This is a genomic window from Microbacterium sp. KRD172, assembly GCF_017168295.1.
Classification (GTDB): Bacteria; Actinomycetota; Actinomycetes; order Actinomycetales; family Microbacteriaceae; genus Microbacterium; species Microbacterium profundi.
In genome coordinates this window covers 1,405,550-1,420,075 of record NZ_JABFAS010000002.1, presented here as the reverse complement: position 1 = coordinate 1,420,075, position 14,526 = coordinate 1,405,550, and the positions used below count along the sequence as shown (strand labels likewise).

The 14,526-nt window shown below is 65.8% G+C and carries 12 protein-coding genes and 2 tRNA genes; 2 read left to right on the top strand and 12 right to left on the bottom strand.

Annotated elements, in window-relative coordinates; translation table 11 throughout:
• Positions 1 to 37 precede the first annotated feature (37 nt).
• Together tig and J1M43_RS07180 are read right to left on the bottom strand one after the other, a co-directional pair.
• Positions 38 to 1,486, bottom strand: coding sequence for a trigger factor (gene tig / locus J1M43_RS07185; protein ID WP_206476380.1), 1,449 nt, complete (start codon positions 1,484 to 1,486; stop codon positions 38 to 40).
• Positions 1,487 to 1,546: 60 nt separating this feature from the next.
• Positions 1,547 to 1,623 (bottom strand) — tRNA-Pro (locus J1M43_RS07180).
• A 108-nt stretch (positions 1,624 to 1,731) separates the two neighbouring features.
• Here J1M43_RS07180 and J1M43_RS07175 point away from each other — a divergent pair.
• Both J1M43_RS07175 and J1M43_RS07170 read left to right on the top strand, forming a co-directional pair.
• Positions 1,732 to 1,805: transfer RNA gene (locus tag J1M43_RS07175), tRNA-Gly, on the top strand.
• A 133-nt stretch (positions 1,806 to 1,938) separates the two neighbouring features.
• The gene (locus J1M43_RS07170; RefSeq protein ID WP_033107538.1) at positions 1,939 to 3,036 is read left to right on the top strand and encodes a hypothetical protein; all 1,098 of its coding nucleotides are present in this window, start codon (positions 1,939 to 1,941) and stop codon (positions 3,034 to 3,036) included.
• Between the two features lie 78 nt (positions 3,037 to 3,114).
• Here the strand turns inward: J1M43_RS07170 and J1M43_RS07165 are convergent, their stop codons facing one another.
• From J1M43_RS07165 to uvrA, 10 genes are all read right to left on the bottom strand, one after another.
• The gene (locus J1M43_RS07165) at positions 3,115 to 3,471 is read right to left on the bottom strand and encodes an RNA polymerase-binding protein RbpA (protein WP_033107537.1); all 357 of its coding nucleotides are present in this window, start codon (positions 3,469 to 3,471) and stop codon (positions 3,115 to 3,117) included.
• A gap of 2 nt (positions 3,472 to 3,473) precedes the next feature.
• Positions 3,474 to 3,722: a preprotein translocase subunit SecG gene (gene secG, locus J1M43_RS07160; protein WP_033107536.1), complete on the bottom strand. Its 249-nt coding sequence runs from the start codon at positions 3,720 to 3,722 to the stop codon at positions 3,474 to 3,476.
• A gap of 82 nt (positions 3,723 to 3,804) precedes the next feature.
• Entirely contained in the window at positions 3,805 to 4,593 is a 789-nt protein-coding gene (gene tpiA, locus J1M43_RS07155; protein WP_033107535.1) for a triose-phosphate isomerase, read from the bottom strand.
• Positions 4,584 to 5,798: a phosphoglycerate kinase gene (gene pgk / locus J1M43_RS07150; protein WP_033107534.1), complete on the bottom strand. Its 1,215-nt coding sequence runs from the start codon at positions 5,796 to 5,798 to the stop codon at positions 4,584 to 4,586. Before pgk ends, tpiA begins: the two co-directional genes overlap by 10 nt.
• Positions 5,799 to 5,805: 7 nt before the next feature.
• On the bottom strand, positions 5,806 to 6,816 hold the full coding sequence (gene gap, locus J1M43_RS07145; protein ID WP_033107533.1) for a type I glyceraldehyde-3-phosphate dehydrogenase: 1,011 nt from the start codon (positions 6,814 to 6,816) through the stop codon (positions 5,806 to 5,808).
• Positions 6,817 to 6,917: 101 nt separating this feature from the next.
• The gene (locus J1M43_RS07140; RefSeq protein ID WP_033107532.1) at positions 6,918 to 7,544 is read right to left on the bottom strand and encodes a superoxide dismutase; all 627 of its coding nucleotides are present in this window, start codon (positions 7,542 to 7,544) and stop codon (positions 6,918 to 6,920) included.
• Positions 7,545 to 7,695: 151 nt separating this feature from the next.
• Entirely contained in the window at positions 7,696 to 8,673 is a 978-nt protein-coding gene (whiA, locus tag J1M43_RS07135; protein ID WP_033107531.1) for a DNA-binding protein WhiA, read from the bottom strand.
• A 70-nt stretch (positions 8,674 to 8,743) separates the two neighbouring features.
• Entirely contained in the window at positions 8,744 to 9,616 is an 873-nt protein-coding gene (rapZ, locus tag J1M43_RS07130) for an RNase adapter RapZ (protein ID WP_033107530.1), read from the bottom strand.
• A 48-nt stretch (positions 9,617 to 9,664) separates the two neighbouring features.
• Positions 9,665 to 11,569, bottom strand: coding sequence for an excinuclease ABC subunit UvrC (gene uvrC / locus J1M43_RS07125; RefSeq protein ID WP_033107529.1), 1,905 nt, complete (start codon positions 11,567 to 11,569; stop codon positions 9,665 to 9,667).
• On the bottom strand, positions 11,569 to 14,457 hold the full coding sequence (gene uvrA / locus J1M43_RS07120) for an excinuclease ABC subunit UvrA (RefSeq protein WP_033107528.1): 2,889 nt from the start codon (positions 14,455 to 14,457) through the stop codon (positions 11,569 to 11,571). Before uvrA ends, uvrC begins: the two co-directional genes overlap by 1 nt.
• Positions 14,458 to 14,526: the final 69 nt, after the last annotated feature.

The window sequence follows — 14,526 nt, the reverse complement described above, 5'->3', positions numbered from 1 at the left end:
CCGCAGCATCCGTCCTTTCGTCACGATCGGGGTGCGATCACTCGGCCTTGTCGGCAGCCTTCTTGGCCGGAGCCTTCTTGGCTGCCGGCTTCTTGGCGGCGGGCTTCTCAGCGTCGTCGTCCTTCTTGGCCGAAGCCTTCTTCGCCGCAGCCTTCTTCGCGGGCTTCTCCTCGGCGGCAGCCTCGGTCTCAACGGACTCGGCCTCGTCGTCGACGGCGACGAAGCCAGACAGGTCAACGGTTTTGCCGTTGGAGTCGACGACCTTCACCTTGCCGAGTGCGACGGCGAGAGCCTTGTTGCGGGCGACCTCTCCGGCCAGGGCGGGGAGCTGGTTCGACGACTGCAGAGCCTCGACGAACTCCTGGGGAGCCATGCCGTACTGCGCTGCGGACTGGATGATGTACTGGCTGAGCTCCTCCTGCGAGACCTGCACATCGGCCTGCTCGGCGATCGTGTCGAGCAGCACCTGCGTGCGGAACTGCTTCTCGCTCGCCTCGGTGACCTCTGCGCGGTGCACGTCGTCCTCGAGGCGGTTCTCACCCTCGAGGTGGTTGTGCACCTCGTCTTCGATGAGCTTCGGCGGCACGGGGATGTCGATCTTCTCGAGCAGCGTCTCGATGAGCTGGTCGCGAGCAGCCGAACCCTGGCCGAAGACGGCCTGCTCGCTCACGCGCTCAGCGAGGCTTGCACGCAGCTCTGCGATCGTGTCGAACTCGCTCGCGATCTGAGCGAAGTCGTCGTCGGCCTCGGGAAGCTCGCGCTCCTTGACAGCCTTGACGGAGACGGAGACCTCAGCCTCGGAGCCGACGTGGTCGCCGCCCACGAGCTTGGAGTTGAAGGTGGTGTCCTCGCCTGCGGTGAGGGACTCGATCGCGTCGTCGATGCCTTCGAGCAGCTCACCGGAGCCGACCTCGTAGGACACGCCCTCGGCGCGGTCGATCTCGGCGCCGTCGATCGTAGCGACCAGGTCGAGCTCGACGAAGTCACCCTTCGCGGCCGGGCGGTCGACGGGGATGAGTGTGCCGAAGCGTGCACGCAGCGTGTCGAGTTCCGCATCGAGCGCGGCCTCATCGGTCTCGACGGCATCGACCGTCAGGGTGATGTCGTCGAACGAGGGAACCTCGATCTCGGGACGCACGTCGACCTCGACCTCGACGATCAGATCGCCGGAGAAGTCCTTCTCGTTCGGCCACTGGGTGATGTCAGCGGAGGGACGACCGACGACGCGAAGGTTCTGCTCGTTCGCAGCCTCGCGGAAGAACTTGTCGAGGCCCTCGTTGACGGCGTGCTCGATGACCGCGCCGCGGCCGATGCGCTGGTCGATGATCGGAGCCGGGACCTTGCCCTTGCGGAAACCGGGGATCTGGACGTCCTGGGCGATGTGCTCATACGCGTGCGCGACGCTGGGCTTGAGTTCGTCCGGGGTGACCGTGATGGTGAGCTTGGCCCGGGTCGGGGTCAGCTTCTCAACGGTGCTGTTCGCCATGCTTGTGTGTTCTCCTTGTGATTTCCGCGTGATCATGCGGTCGTGAGGTATGGAGGGCCGTGGTCGGGGCGACAGGATTTGAACCTGCGACTTCCCGCTCCCAAAGCGGGCGCTCTACCAAGCTGAGCTACGCCCCGTGACCCCGCGCGCGGGAACGGCCTCGTCGAGTCTAACGGACAGGAGCTGCCTCATCGTCCGCTATGATTGTCAGGTCGGCTTCCGCGCCCTCCAGAGGGTCGGATTCCGGGGCTGTAGCTTAGTGGTAAAGCCTCTGTCTTCCAAACAGATGATGCGAGTTCGATTCTCGTCAGCCCCTCCACTTCTCCTCAGGAGGATTCGTGACCGCACCGTCAGTTCCTCCTCGAGGCGGTCACGCCCTCGGCACAGCCTTCGGCGCACCAGTCGCTGCAGTACCGGCACCCGCGCCGAGATCGCACAGAAGGCGAAGCTCTGTGATCTGGGGCGCTCTCGGCATCGTGTTGGTGGCGGGCGGATGCGCTGCCGTGCAGATCGGAGCGAACCTCGGTTACGACGACGCCCTCACCGGCTTCGAGGATGCGATCGATGACGCCGAGGACGGCGTCCGCCTTCTCGACGATGAACTGGCTGCGCTCGAAGGCACTCTCGCCGTCGCATCCGGAATCGCGGGCCATGACGCCAGCGTCCTCATGGATGCCGCCTCGAAGGAAGTGCTGATCAAAACTGTCGGCGAAGCGGAGACAGCAGTCGCGGACGGAACGGCGGTCCGAGAGCAGCAACTCCCAGCAGCCGACGAGAAACCGACCTGGGCATGGGAACTTTTCGGCGAGACTACTCAGTTGAACGCCGACCGCGATGCGACCGACGAACTCGTCGATGACTTTGACACCGCCAGCCAGTCGGCCGACGAAGCGGCACGCACGCTCGAAGACGCAGGTGTCACCGCGATCGCATCGGCCGCGGATGCTGCCTCGGGGTTCGAGGCAGCACACGTGTCGGCCCGAAACCTCGACATCATCGCGCTGCGGTCGGCGGCGGAGCGGCTGCAGCAGAGCAAGGGATCCTTCGATGAGACCGCCGCTGCGGCCTACACCGATCTCGAGACGGCCGCATCGCAGATGCTGACATCTGAGCAGGCAGAGCTCGCTGAGAAGAGCGGACCGCTCTACGAAGCACGCCTGCAGATCGAGGCCTTCGCACGTTCCCTCTCCCCAGGCGTACTGCTCGACTTCGATTGGTCCGAGCTCGTGAACGGTTACGGCTACGCCGACAGCATGGGCGGCTACGCCACCTGGTGGTATGCCGATCCTGGCTACGCGACGATCGAACTGTCGAACTCGGTCGCCGCGTACTGGCCAGGTGCGCGCAGCGAAGCGCTCGTCGCGCACGAGGTCGGTCATGCGATCAGCGTCAAGTGCGACGAAATGTACGACGACTCGGATCAGGCGAACATCGAGGCGTGGGCGACCGCCTGGGCCATCAGTATGGGCTACACCGACGTCGCCAACGGCACCTCCGCATACGGTCCTCCCCCGCAGTCGCTGATCGACACGGCGACCGGGTGCCGCTGAGCTGATTCAGCCGGGACGACGAAACCGCCGCGACGGGTGCGTCGCGACGGTCTCGTCAAGGGTTGAGGAAAAGCTGGTTCACGCCTGCCCGCGACGCTCACGCAGCTGCGTGAGAGCGTCATCGAGAAGCTGTGTCGCCTCATCGTCGGTACGACGCTCCTTCACATATGCGAGGTGCGTCTTGTACGGCTCGTTCTTCGCCAGCGACGGCGGGTTCGCCTTGTCGCGGCCGGCTGGAAGCCCGGACTGCGGGTGGTCGATCGTCTCGGGGATCTCCTCTTCAGGGAGCCCCGCAGCGAAGTGGCGGACCGTCTCGTTCCCGAGCGCATCCCAGTACGACACGGCGGTACGGTCGGCGTGGTAGCCGTGGTCCTGCTCCCCCATGGGGCCTGAGCCCACACGGGTTCCGCGGATCGCGTTTCCTCCACTGGCCATGGTCAGATCACCTCGAGCTTCGTGATGAGTCCGAGCGCGACGATGGAGATGAACCACACGAGCGCAAGGACGATGGTGAAACGGTTGAGGTTTCGCTCCGCGAGACCGGACGAGCCGACCGCAGAGGTCATCCCACCGCCGAACATGTCGGACAGACCGCCACCGCGGCCCTTGTGGAGAAGGATGAGGAGTGTCAGCAGGACGCTGGTGATGCCCAGCAGGACCTGAAGGACGAACTCAAGAATTGCCACGAAGAAGAGCCTTTCGAAGGGGCTGTTGTCTGCCCGTAAGGGTCAAGTATACGCAGTGACGGGGCCGCGGCCCCGTCACCACTTACACTCCGACGTGCTTTTCGAACCGGATGATCGCGGCGAAGTCGTCGACGACGAGACTTGCCCCGCCGACCAGTGCGCCGTCCACGTCGGGCTCACGCATGAAGCTGGCGATGTTCGCCGCCTTCACCGATCCGCCGTAGAGGATGCGGGTGCGCGCAGCGGCGTCCTCATCGAGCGACTTCGCGAGGACTCCGCGCAGCGCGGCGCAGACATCCTGCGCCTGCTGCGGGGTCGCCGCCTGGCCTGAACCGATCGCCCACACGGGCTCATAGGCGACGACGATGTCAGCGGATGCCGGAACGCCCTTCAACGCTGCCTCCAACTGGCCAGCGGGCACGGCGCTCGCGCCGAACTTCTCCAGGTCCTCTGCGGTCTCGCCGACGCAGATCACCGGTACGAGGCCGTGCTTGAGCGCCGCCTGCACCTTGCCTGCCACGACGTCGTCCGACTCTGCGTGGTACTCACGGCGCTCGGAGTGGCCGATGATGACGTATTTGGCGTCGAGCTTCGCGAGGAACGCACCCGAGACCTCACCGGTGTATGCACCGGAATCGTGCGCCGAGACATCCTGCGCACCGAGAGCGAAGGGGATCTTGTCCGCGTCGATCAGCGTCTGCACGCTGCGGATGTCGGTGAACGGCGGGAAGACCGCCACCTCGACAGAGCCGTCCTCGTGCTTGGCGTCCTTGAGCGCCCAATGCAGCTTCTGCACGAATGCGACCGCCTGCAGGTGGTCGAGATTCATCTTCCAGTTGCCCGCGATCAGCGGGGTACGGGTTATGCCCATCCGAGCACCTCCAGGCCGGGTAGCTTCTTGCCCTCGAGGAACTCGAGGCTTGCGCCTCCGCCCGTCGAGATGTGACCGAACTGGTCATCAGCGAAGCCGAGCTGACGCACGGCGGCCGCTGAGTCACCGCCACCGACGACTCCGAGGCCGTCGACCTCGGAGAGCGCCTGCGCGACGGCCTTGGTTCCTGCGGCGAACGCCGGGAACTCGAACACGCCCATCGGGCCGTTCCAGAACACGGTCTTCGAATCGCGGATCGCGTCGGCGAACGCCTTCGCGGTCGCCGGCCCGATGTCGAGTCCGATGCCGGATGCTCCGAACGCGGTCTGCTCGATGGCATCCGCCTCCGTCACCTCGTGCGCAGCATCCGCCGAGAACGACTCCGCCACGACGACGTCGGAGGGCAGAACTATCTCGACGCCGCGCTCAGCGGCCTCGGTGATGTAACCGCGCACGGTGTCGAGCTGGTCCTCCTCGAGCAGGCTGGCACCGACTGCGTGCCCCTGCGCCTTCAGGAAGGTGAACAGCATCCCTCCGCCGACGAGGATGCGATCCACGCGCGGAAGAAGGTGCGAGATCACACCGAGCTTGTCGCTGACCTTCGAACCGCCGAGGACGACCGTGTACGGCCGCTCGGGGTTCTCGGTGAGACGGTCGAGCACGTCGAGCTCGGTCGCGATCAGCAGCCCTGCCGCGGACGGCAGCAGCTCGGCGAGCTCGTACACGCTCGCCTGCTTGCGGTGCACGACGCCGAATCCGTCGGAGACCAGGGCATCGCCAAGCTCTGCGAGTTCCGATGCGAACGACTTGCGCTCCGCGTCATCCTTCGCGGTCTCCCCCGCGTTGAAACGCAGGTTCTCGAGCACGACGACGCCGCCGTCTTCGAGAGACGCCACTGCTTCCTTCGCCGACTCGCCGACGGTGTCGCGAGCGAACGCGACCGGCTTGCCGAGCAGTTCAGACAGTCGCTGTGCGACGGGCGCGAGGCTGTACTGCGGGTCGGGTGCCCCGTCGGGGCGGCCGAGGTGCGAGCACACGATGACACGTGCGCCGGCGTTGATCAGTGCATTCAGAGTCGGCAGCGAAGCGCGCACACGCCCATCGTCCGTTATGACGCCGTCCTTCAGGGGGACGTTCAGGTCACAACGGACGATGACGCGCTTGCCTTCGAGCGAACCCAGCGATTCCAGGGTGCGCAGAGTCATGACGAGCTCAGATACGCTCTGCGACGTACTCGGTGAGGTCGACGAGGCGGTTCGAGTAGCCCCACTCGTTGTCATACCAGCTGGAGACCTTCACGAGGTTGCCGCTGACGTTGGTCAGCGTCGAGTCGAAGACCGACGAGTGCGCGTTGTGCTGGATGTCGCTGGAGACGATCGGGTCCGCGTTGAACTGCAGATAGCCGGCGAGGCTTCCGTCGGCTGCCGCCTTGCGGTAGGCCTCGTTGATCTCATCGACAGTGATGTCGGTGCGCTCGGTGACGAGCGTCAGGTCGACGATCGAGCCGGTGGGAACCGGAACGCGGTAGGAGGAGCCGCTCAGCTTGCCCTCCAGCTCCGGGAGGACCAGGCCGATGGCCTTCGCCGCACCGGTGGACGCGGGGACGATGTTGATCGCCGCAGCGCGTGCGCGGTGCAGGTCGCCGTGCGGGCCGTCCTGAAGGTTCTGGTCGGCAGTGTAGGCGTGCGCGGTCATCATGAAGCCGCGCTCGATGCCGAAGGCGTCGTTGAACACCTTGGCGAGCGGGGCGAGCGCGTTCGTCGTGCATGAGGCGTTGGAGATGATGTGGTGGTTGGCCGCGTCGTACGTCTCCTCGTTCACGCCCATGACGAACGTGCCGTCAGCACCGGTGGCCGGAGCCGAGATGAGGACCTTCTTCGCGCCTGCATCGATGTGCTTCTTGGCGAGTTCGGCCTTGGTGAAGAAGCCGGTCGACTCGATGACGATGTCGACACCCAGCTCGCCCCAGGGGAGGTTGGCAGGGTCGCGCTCGGCGAACGCCTTGATCTGCTTGCCGTTGACCGTGATGCTGTCGTCGTCGAAGCTGATGTCGGCATCCAGGACGCCGCCCACCGAGTCGTACTTCAGCAGGTGCGCAAGCGACTTGTTGTCGGTGAGGTCATTGACCGCGACGATCTCAAGGTCTGCTCCCTGCGCAAGAGCTGCGCGGAAGTAGTTGCGTCCGATACGGCCGAAGCCGTTGATGCCGATCTTTACAGACACTCAGGTCTCCTGTTTCTCGTGCGCTCTCGCGCGTTTTCATTAGAGAATTCGTGGACGACGGCGTCCCGACGGGCTGTTGTCCGTCGGGACGCCCGTCTTGATTACGACAGTACCAGCAGGCCGTTCGTCTGCTTACGGGCGGCGTCGAGGCGCTGGGCCACGTTCTCCCAGTTCGCGATGTTCCACGCGGCCTTGACGTAGTCGGCCTTCACGTTGAGGTAGTCGAGGTAGAAGGCGTGCTCCCACATGTCGAGCTGGAACAGCGGAATCGTGCCCTGTGCCGAGTTGGACTGCTGATCGAACAGCTGCTGGATGATCAGACGCTGTCCGATCGAGTCCCAGCTGAGCACTGACCAGCCAGAGCCCTGAATACCCATGGCGGTGGCGGTGAAGTGCGCCTGGAACTTCTCGAAGGAGCCGAAGAACTCGTCGATGGCGGCCTTCAGCTCGCCTTCCGGCTCGCCTCCGCCGTTCGGGGAGAGGTTGGTCCAGAAGATCGAGTGGTTCACGTGACCGCCGAGGTTGAACGCGAGGTCCTTCTCGAGCTTGTTCACGTTCGCGAGGTTGCCGCTGTCGCGGGCCTCAGCGAGTCCGTCGAGTGCCGCGTTCGCACCCGTGACGTACGCCTGGTGATGCTTGTCATGGTGCAGTTCCATGATCTTTCCGCTGATGTGCGGCTCAAGAGCTGCAAAGTCGTAGGGAAGGTCGGGGAGCGTGTAGATCGCCATGTCGCTTTCATCCAATCCGCGCCGCGCCGCGGCGCTTGTCGGTCCCCCGCACCACCCGTGTGCGGTGCGGAGCAGACGTTTTCATCCTACTGACGTCAACGGCACAGCGGTGCGGATCCTTCCTCGGATGACGAGAAAAGACGATGTCTGTTCAGGCGTCGAGCCCTGCGGGTACGGCGTCCTCCGTGCTGGGGATGCCCTCCTGCTGCGCACGCTTGTCGGCCATCGCCAGAAGGCGGCGGATGCGTCCTGCGACAGCATCCTTCGTGAGCGGCGGATCCGCGTGGTGACCGAGTTCGTCAAGGCTGGCGTCGCGGTGCGCGAGACGCAGCTCGCCCGCCACGCGCAGGTGGTCGGGCACATCCTCCGCGAGGATCTCGAGAGCACGCTCGACACGTGCGCACGCAGCGACGGCAGCCTGCGCCGAGCGACGCAGGTTCGCGTCGTCGAAGTTCACGAGTCGGTTGACTCCGGCGCGCATCTCACGGCGCTGGCGCATCTCCTCCCATGCGGCCGCGGTCTTCTGGGCACCCATCTGGCTGAGGATCGAGCGGATCGCTTCGCCCTCTCGCACGACGACGCGCGGCAGACCGCGCACCTCGCGCGCCTTGGCTGCGACGCCGAGCCGGTGCGCTGCACCGACGAGCGCCATCGCGGCCTCGGAGGTCGGGCACGAGACCTCGAGCATCGCCGAGCGGCCGGGCTCCGAAAGAGAACCGGCTGCGAGGAACGCACCGCGCCACAGACCCGCGATCTCTTCGCGGGATCCGGTGGTGAGTCTGTTGGGGAGCCCGCGCACAGGTCGGCGGCGCTGGTCGAGCAGACCGGTCTGGCGTGCGAGCGTCTCGCCTGCCGCGATCACACGGACCGCGTAGCGCGCGCCATCGTGCGAGCTCGCGGACTGCACCTGGGCGATCTCAGGACGAACCCCGTAGATCTCGGCGAGATCGCGGGCGACGCGGCGGGCCAGCAGATCAGCGTCGACCTCGGCCTCGACGGCGACACGACCGGCGATCGAGTGGAGCCCGCCGGCGAACCGGAGGATCGCGGTGACTTCCGCGACGCGAACCGTCGGGGGTGCGTTACGGATGCTGACGAGTTCAGCCTTGACGTCGGTGGTTAGTGCCACGGGACTCCTTGTAAAGCGTCATGCGCCGGATCGCGACGCAAAGGAACAGTTTACCGGGCGCCGCGCCGTTCTATTCGCGGCCGAGGTCTCGGTGACGGACATTGACCGCGACACCTGGGATCGAGGCGAGGCGCTTAGCGAGTTCCTCCGCCGTCGCCACCGACCGATGCTTGCCACCTGTGCAGCCGACCGCGACGGTCGAATGCCCCTTGTTCTCGCGCTGATACCCCTCCAGCACTGGAACCAGCGCCGTGGCGTAAGCATCGAGGAACTCCGTCGCGCCTTCGCGTGAGAGCACATAGTCGCGCACCGGAGCATCCTGACCGGTGAGCCCGCGCAGTTCATCGATCCAGAAGGGGTTGGGCAGGAAGCGCATGTCAGCGACGAGGTCGACGTCCGTCGGCAGCCCGTACTTGAACCCGAAGCTCAGGATCGTCAGCCGGTGCCGCGCCGCCCCCTCCTCGGAGAAGGCCTCGAACACCTGCGTCGCAAGCTGATGGATGTTCAGCTCGGACGTGTCGATGACGATGTCGGCCGCCTCGCGCACCAGCGTCAGGCGCGAACGCTCAAGCCGGATGCCGTCGAGCAGGGTGCCGTCCTCCTGCAGGGGATGCGGGCGCCTGACCGACTCGAACCGCCGCACGAGCACGTCATCGGATGCGTCGAGGAAGACCACGCGCACGCTACCGCGCGAACGCAGCGCACGAGCCACCTCGGGGAAGTCGTTGAACAGATTGCGACCTCGCACATCGACGACCGCCGCGACCTTGGGCAGTGCTCCCCCACCGAGATCGGTGAGATCGAGCAATGGGCGCAGCATCTGCGGTGGGAGGTTGTCCACCACGTACCAGCCGAGGTCTTCAAGGGCGTTCGCCACGGTGGAGCGCCCCGCACCGGACATGCCGGTGACGATGAGGAACTCGTTCTTCTCCTCGACGGTCATCGACGGTTCCTCTCCATGTGTAGATCAGCTCCCGCTGTGAAGACCAGCCTATCGAGTCGCGAGGTGCGTGTGGATGCTCTGGGCGAGTGCCGGTCCGATCCCCTGCACCTGCTGGATCTCCTCCGAGCTCGCGCCGCGCAGCGCGGTCACCGACCCGAAGTGCTTCAACAGCACCTTGATGCGCGACGCACCGAGTCCGGGCACCTCTTCCAGCACCGTGGCGATGTCGCGTCTGCGGCGCTTGCGCTGATGGATGATGGCGAAGCGGTGCGCCTCGTCACGAAGACGCTGCAGAAGATAGAGCGCCTCGCTGGTGCGCGGCAGGATGACCGGGAAGTCCTCGCCGGGCAGCCACACCTCCTCCAGCCGCTTCGCGATTCCGCACAGCCCGATCTCGGTGTGGCCGGCATCGCGCAGGGCGCGTGCCGCCGCCTCGACCTGCGGCTTGCCGCCGTCGACGAGCAGAAGCTGCGGCGGGTACGAGAACCGGGGCTTCCTCCTGGGCACGGCCACGACCTCTTCGCCGTCGGAGAGCGGGTCGGCGGGAAGTTCCGCGACCGGGTCCTCCTCCGGCCTGTCGAGGTATGCCAGTCGCCGCATGAGCACCTGGTACATCGAGTCGGTGTCGTCGGTGGTCTCGGCGATGTTGAACGAGCGGTACTGGTCTTTGCGCGGCAGTCCGTCTTCGAACACCACCATCGACGCGACCACGTTCGTGCCGCCGAGATGCGAGATGTCGAAGCACTCGATGCGCAACGGGGCCGTCTCGAGATCGAGCGCCTCCTGCAGATCGGTGAGCGCCTGCGTGCGTGCGACGTAATCGCTCGTGCGACGGGTCTTGTGACGGATGAGCGCCTGCGTCGCGTTGAGCGTCGCGTTGCGCATGAGCTCCACGCGCTGACCGCGCTGGGCGACCGCGATCTCGACCTTGCGTCCGCGGCGCTCGCGCAGCCACACCTCGAGTTCTGCGGCATCGTCGGGCAGCGAGGGAACAAGGATGCGACGGGGCACATCCACGCCCTCACCGTACGTGCGTTGCAGCACCTGCTCGACGAGATCGGCTCCGGAGATGTCGATCTCCTTCTCGATCATCGTGGCGCGCACGCCGCGCACGCGCCCTCCGCGGATCACGAAGTGCTGCACGGCTGCCGCGAGCTCGTCCTCCGCGATGCCGAAGAGGTCGGCATCCTCGTCAGACGGCAGTACCAGCGAGCTCTTGCCGAGCACGGCCTCGATCGAGGCGAGCTGGTCGCGGTACTTCGCAGCGGCCTCGTAGTCCATGGCTGCGGATGCCGACAGCATCCGCTTGCTGAGTTCCTTCGTGAAGCGCTCGTCGCCCCCGGCCATGAACGCGACGAAGTCGTCGACCATCGCCCGATGCTCCTCGATCGTGACCTTCATCGAGCACGGGCCGCCGCACTTGCCGATCTGGCCGGGGAAGCACGGCCGTCCCGTTGCCATCGCACGCTTGTAGCTCGCATCGCTGCAGGTGCGGATCGGGAACGCCTTGATCATCAGGTCGATGGTCTCGTGCACCGCCCACACCTTCGGGTACGGACCGAAGTACCGTGCCCGCGGGATCTTGCGGTTGCGGGTGACGAGCACACGCGGCGCCTCATCTCCCAGCGTGACCGCCATGAACGGGTACGACTTGTCGTCCTTGTAGCGCACGTTGAACGGCGGATCGTATTCCTTGATCCACATGTACTCCAGCTGCAGCGAATCGACGTCGGTCGGCACGACCGTCCATTCCACGGACGCGGCAGTTGTGACCATCCGCCTCGTGCGCTCGTGAAGGGTGCGCAGCGGCGCGAAGTAGTTCGAGAGCCGCTGGCGCAGGTTCTTCGCCTTGCCGACGTACAGCACGCGCCCCTCGGCATCCCGGAAGCGGTACACACCGGGATCGGTCGGGATCTCGCCCTGCGAGGGCTTGTACGGGAGGACGTCGGCCATCAGCCGGCCTTCCGCGCCCCGCGTCCTGCGCCGAGGATCTCACCGAGGAACATGCCGGTGTGGCTCTCCTCCACGCGCGCGATCTGCTCGGGCGTGCCCGTGGCGAGGATCTCGCCGCCGCCGGAGCCGCCCTCTGGACCCAGGTCGATCACCCAGTCAGCCGACTTGATGACGTCGAGGTTGTGCTCGATCACGATCACCGTGTTGCCCTTGTCGACCAGCCCGTTCAGCACCTCGAGGAGCTTGCGGACGTCTTCGAAGTGCAGACCGGTGGTCGGCTCGTCGAGCACGTAGATGCTGCGGCCGTTGCTGCGGCGCTGGAGCTCTGTCGCGAGCTTGACGCGCTGCGCCTCGCCACCGGACAGCGTCGTGGCCGACTGGCCGAGTCGCACGTAGCCGAGGCCGACGTCGACGAGCGTCTTCATGTACCGGTGGATCGCCTGGATCGGCTCGAAGAACTCGGCGGCCTCCACGATCGGCATCTCGAGCACCTCGGCGATGTTCTTGCCCTTGTAGTGCACCGCGAGCGTGTCGCGGTTGTACCGCTTGCCGTGGCAGACCTCGCAGTCGACGTACACGTCGGGCAGGAAGTTCATCTCGATCTTGATCGTGCCGTCGCCCGAGCATGCGTCGCAGCGGCCGCCCTTGACGTTGAAGCTGAATCGGCCCGGCTGGTAGCCGCGCACCTTCGCCTCTGGCGTCTCACTGAACAGCGTGCGGATGCGATCGAACACGCCGGTGTAGGTCGCAGGATTCGATCGTGGAGTGCGGCCGATCGGCGCCTGATCGACGTGCACCACCTTGTCGAGGTTGTCGAGTCCGGTGACGCGGGTGTGCTTGCCCGCGAGTGTGCGTGCACCGTTGAGCTTGGATGCGAGCACCCGGTAGAGGATGTCGTTGACCAGCGACGACTTGCCCGAGCCGCTCACGCCGGTGACGGCGGTGAGTACACCGAGCGGGAACTCCGCCGTGACGTTGCGCAGGTTGTTCGCGCGGGCGCCGACGACGCTCAGCATCCGCTTCTTGTCGATCTTGCGGCGCTTCTTCGGCGTCGGGATCTCGCGACGGCCGGCCAGATAGTCGGCGGTCATCGACTCGGTCTCCGTGAGGAGCGCAGAGTAAGGCCCGGAGTGCACGACGGCACCGCCGTTGACGCCGGCACCGGGTCCGATGTCGACGACCCAGTCGGCGGCCTCGATCGTCTCCTCATCGTGCTCGACGACGATCAGAGTGTTGCCGAGGTCGCGCAGAGTCTGCAGCGTCTCGATCAGACGACGGTTGTCTCTCTGATGCAGCCCGATCGACGGCTCGTCGAGCACGTAGAGCACGCCGGTGAGCCCGGAACCGATCTGGGTCGCGAGCCGGATGCGCTGAGCCTCGCCGCCGGACAGCGAGCCGGCCGCACGGCTGAGGTTCAGGTAGGCGAGTCCCACCTGCAGCAGGAAGTCGAGCCGCAGCCGGATCTCGCGCAGCACCTGCGCCGCGATCTTCGCCTCGCGCTCGGTGAGCGTGAGCGTCTCCATGAAGCCGCGGGCGTCGGCGAGGCTCAGGTGGGAGACCTCGGCGATCGAGTGACCGTGCACCTTGACGGCGAGCACCTCGGGCTTGAGGCGGTTTCCGTCGCACGCGGGGCACGGGACCTCGCGGAGGTACTCCGCCCAGCGCGCGCGCTGGTTGTCGCTCTCAGCCTGGGCGTACTGGCGCTCGATGTAGGGCACGACACCCTCGAAGCCGGATGCGTAGCGCATCTCACGGCCGTAGCGGTTCTTCCACTTGACGGTGACCTTGTAGTTGTCGCCGCGCAGAATGGCGTCCTGCACATCGACGCGCAGATCTTTCCACGGGGTGTCGAGGTCGAACTTCAGGTCGCGCGCCAGACCTTCGAGCAGCCGCTCGTAGTACTGGAAGAGCCCCTTGCCCTGCGTGGTCCACGGGATGATGGCGCCCTCGCGGATCGAGAGCTCCTCATCGTCGAGCATCAGATCCACGTCGACCGACATGCGCGTGCCGAGGCCCGAACACGTCGGGCATGCGCCGAACGGCGCGTTGAACGAGAAGGTACGGGGTTCGATCTCGGTCAGCGTGATCGGATGCCCGTTGGGGCAGGCCAGCTTTTCGGAGTACGACTGCCACGCGTCGTCGCCGTCTTCGTCCACGAAGTTGACCTGTACGACGCCGCCGGCGAGCCCGAGCGCGGTCTCGACGGAGTCGGTGACGCGACCGAGGATGTCGTCGGACGCGACGAGCCGGTCGACCACGACCGCGATGTCGTGCTTGTAGCTCTTCTTGAGAGTCGGCGGCTCGGCCAACTGGATGAGGTCTCCGTCGACGATGGCGCGCGAGTACCCCTTGGCGCCGAGTTCGCGGAACAGATCGACGAACTCGCCCTTCTTCTGGGAGACGATCGGAGCGACGATCTGGTAGCGGGTGCGCTCTGGCAGCTCCATGAGCTGATCGGCGATCTGCTGCACCGTCTGCCGCTGGATCTTCTCACCGCACTCGGGACAGTGCGGAATGCCGATGCGCGCCCACAGCAGACGCATGTAGTCGTAGATCTCGGTGATCGTGCCGACGGTCGACCGCGGGTTGCGGTTGGTCGACTTCTGGTCGATCGAGACCGCAGGGCTCAGCCCCTCGATGAAGTCGACATCAGGACGATCCACCTGACCGAGGAACTGCCGCGCGTACGCGCTCAGCGATTCGACGTAGCGACGCTGCCCTTCGGCGAAGATCGTGTCGAATGCGAGGCTCGACTTTCCGGACCCGGACAGGCCGGTGAACACGACCATCGAGTCGCGAGGGATGTCGATGTCGACGTTCTTGAGGTTGTGTACGCGGGCGCCGCGGACACTGAGTTTGCTGGGGGTGGCAACGGGGACAATGGGCACCGCACAAGTCTACGAGGGGCCACAGACATCGGCTCTGTATCCGTCCTCAGGAAGCATCCCGGCTCTCCC

What these genes read in the sequence shown, in the direction of transcription:
- J1M43_RS07140 (WP_033107532.1), bottom strand. Translation starts at nt 7,544, where the DNA reads ATGGCGATCTACACGCTCCCCGACCTTCCCTACGACTTTGCAGCTCTT.
- J1M43_RS07165 (WP_033107537.1), bottom strand. Translation starts at nt 3,471, where the DNA reads ATGGCCAGTGGAGGAAACGCGATCCGCGGAACCCGTGTGGGCTCAGGC.
- tpiA (WP_033107535.1), bottom strand. Translation starts at nt 4,593, where the DNA reads ATGGGCATAACCCGTACCCCGCTGATCGCGGGCAACTGGAAGATGAAT.
- rapZ (WP_033107530.1), bottom strand. Translation starts at nt 9,616, where the DNA reads ATGACCGTCGAGGAGAAGAACGAGTTCCTCATCGTCACCGGCATGTCC.
- uvrC (WP_033107529.1), bottom strand. Translation starts at nt 11,569, where the DNA reads ATGGCCGACGTCCTCCCGTACAAGCCCTCGCAGGGCGAGATCCCGACC.
- pgk (WP_033107534.1), bottom strand. Translation starts at nt 5,798, where the DNA reads ATGACTCTGCGCACCCTGGAATCGCTGGGTTCGCTCGAAGGCAAGCGC.
- tig (WP_206476380.1), bottom strand. Translation starts at nt 1,486, where the DNA reads ATGGCGAACAGCACCGTTGAGAAGCTGACCCCGACCCGGGCCAAGCTC.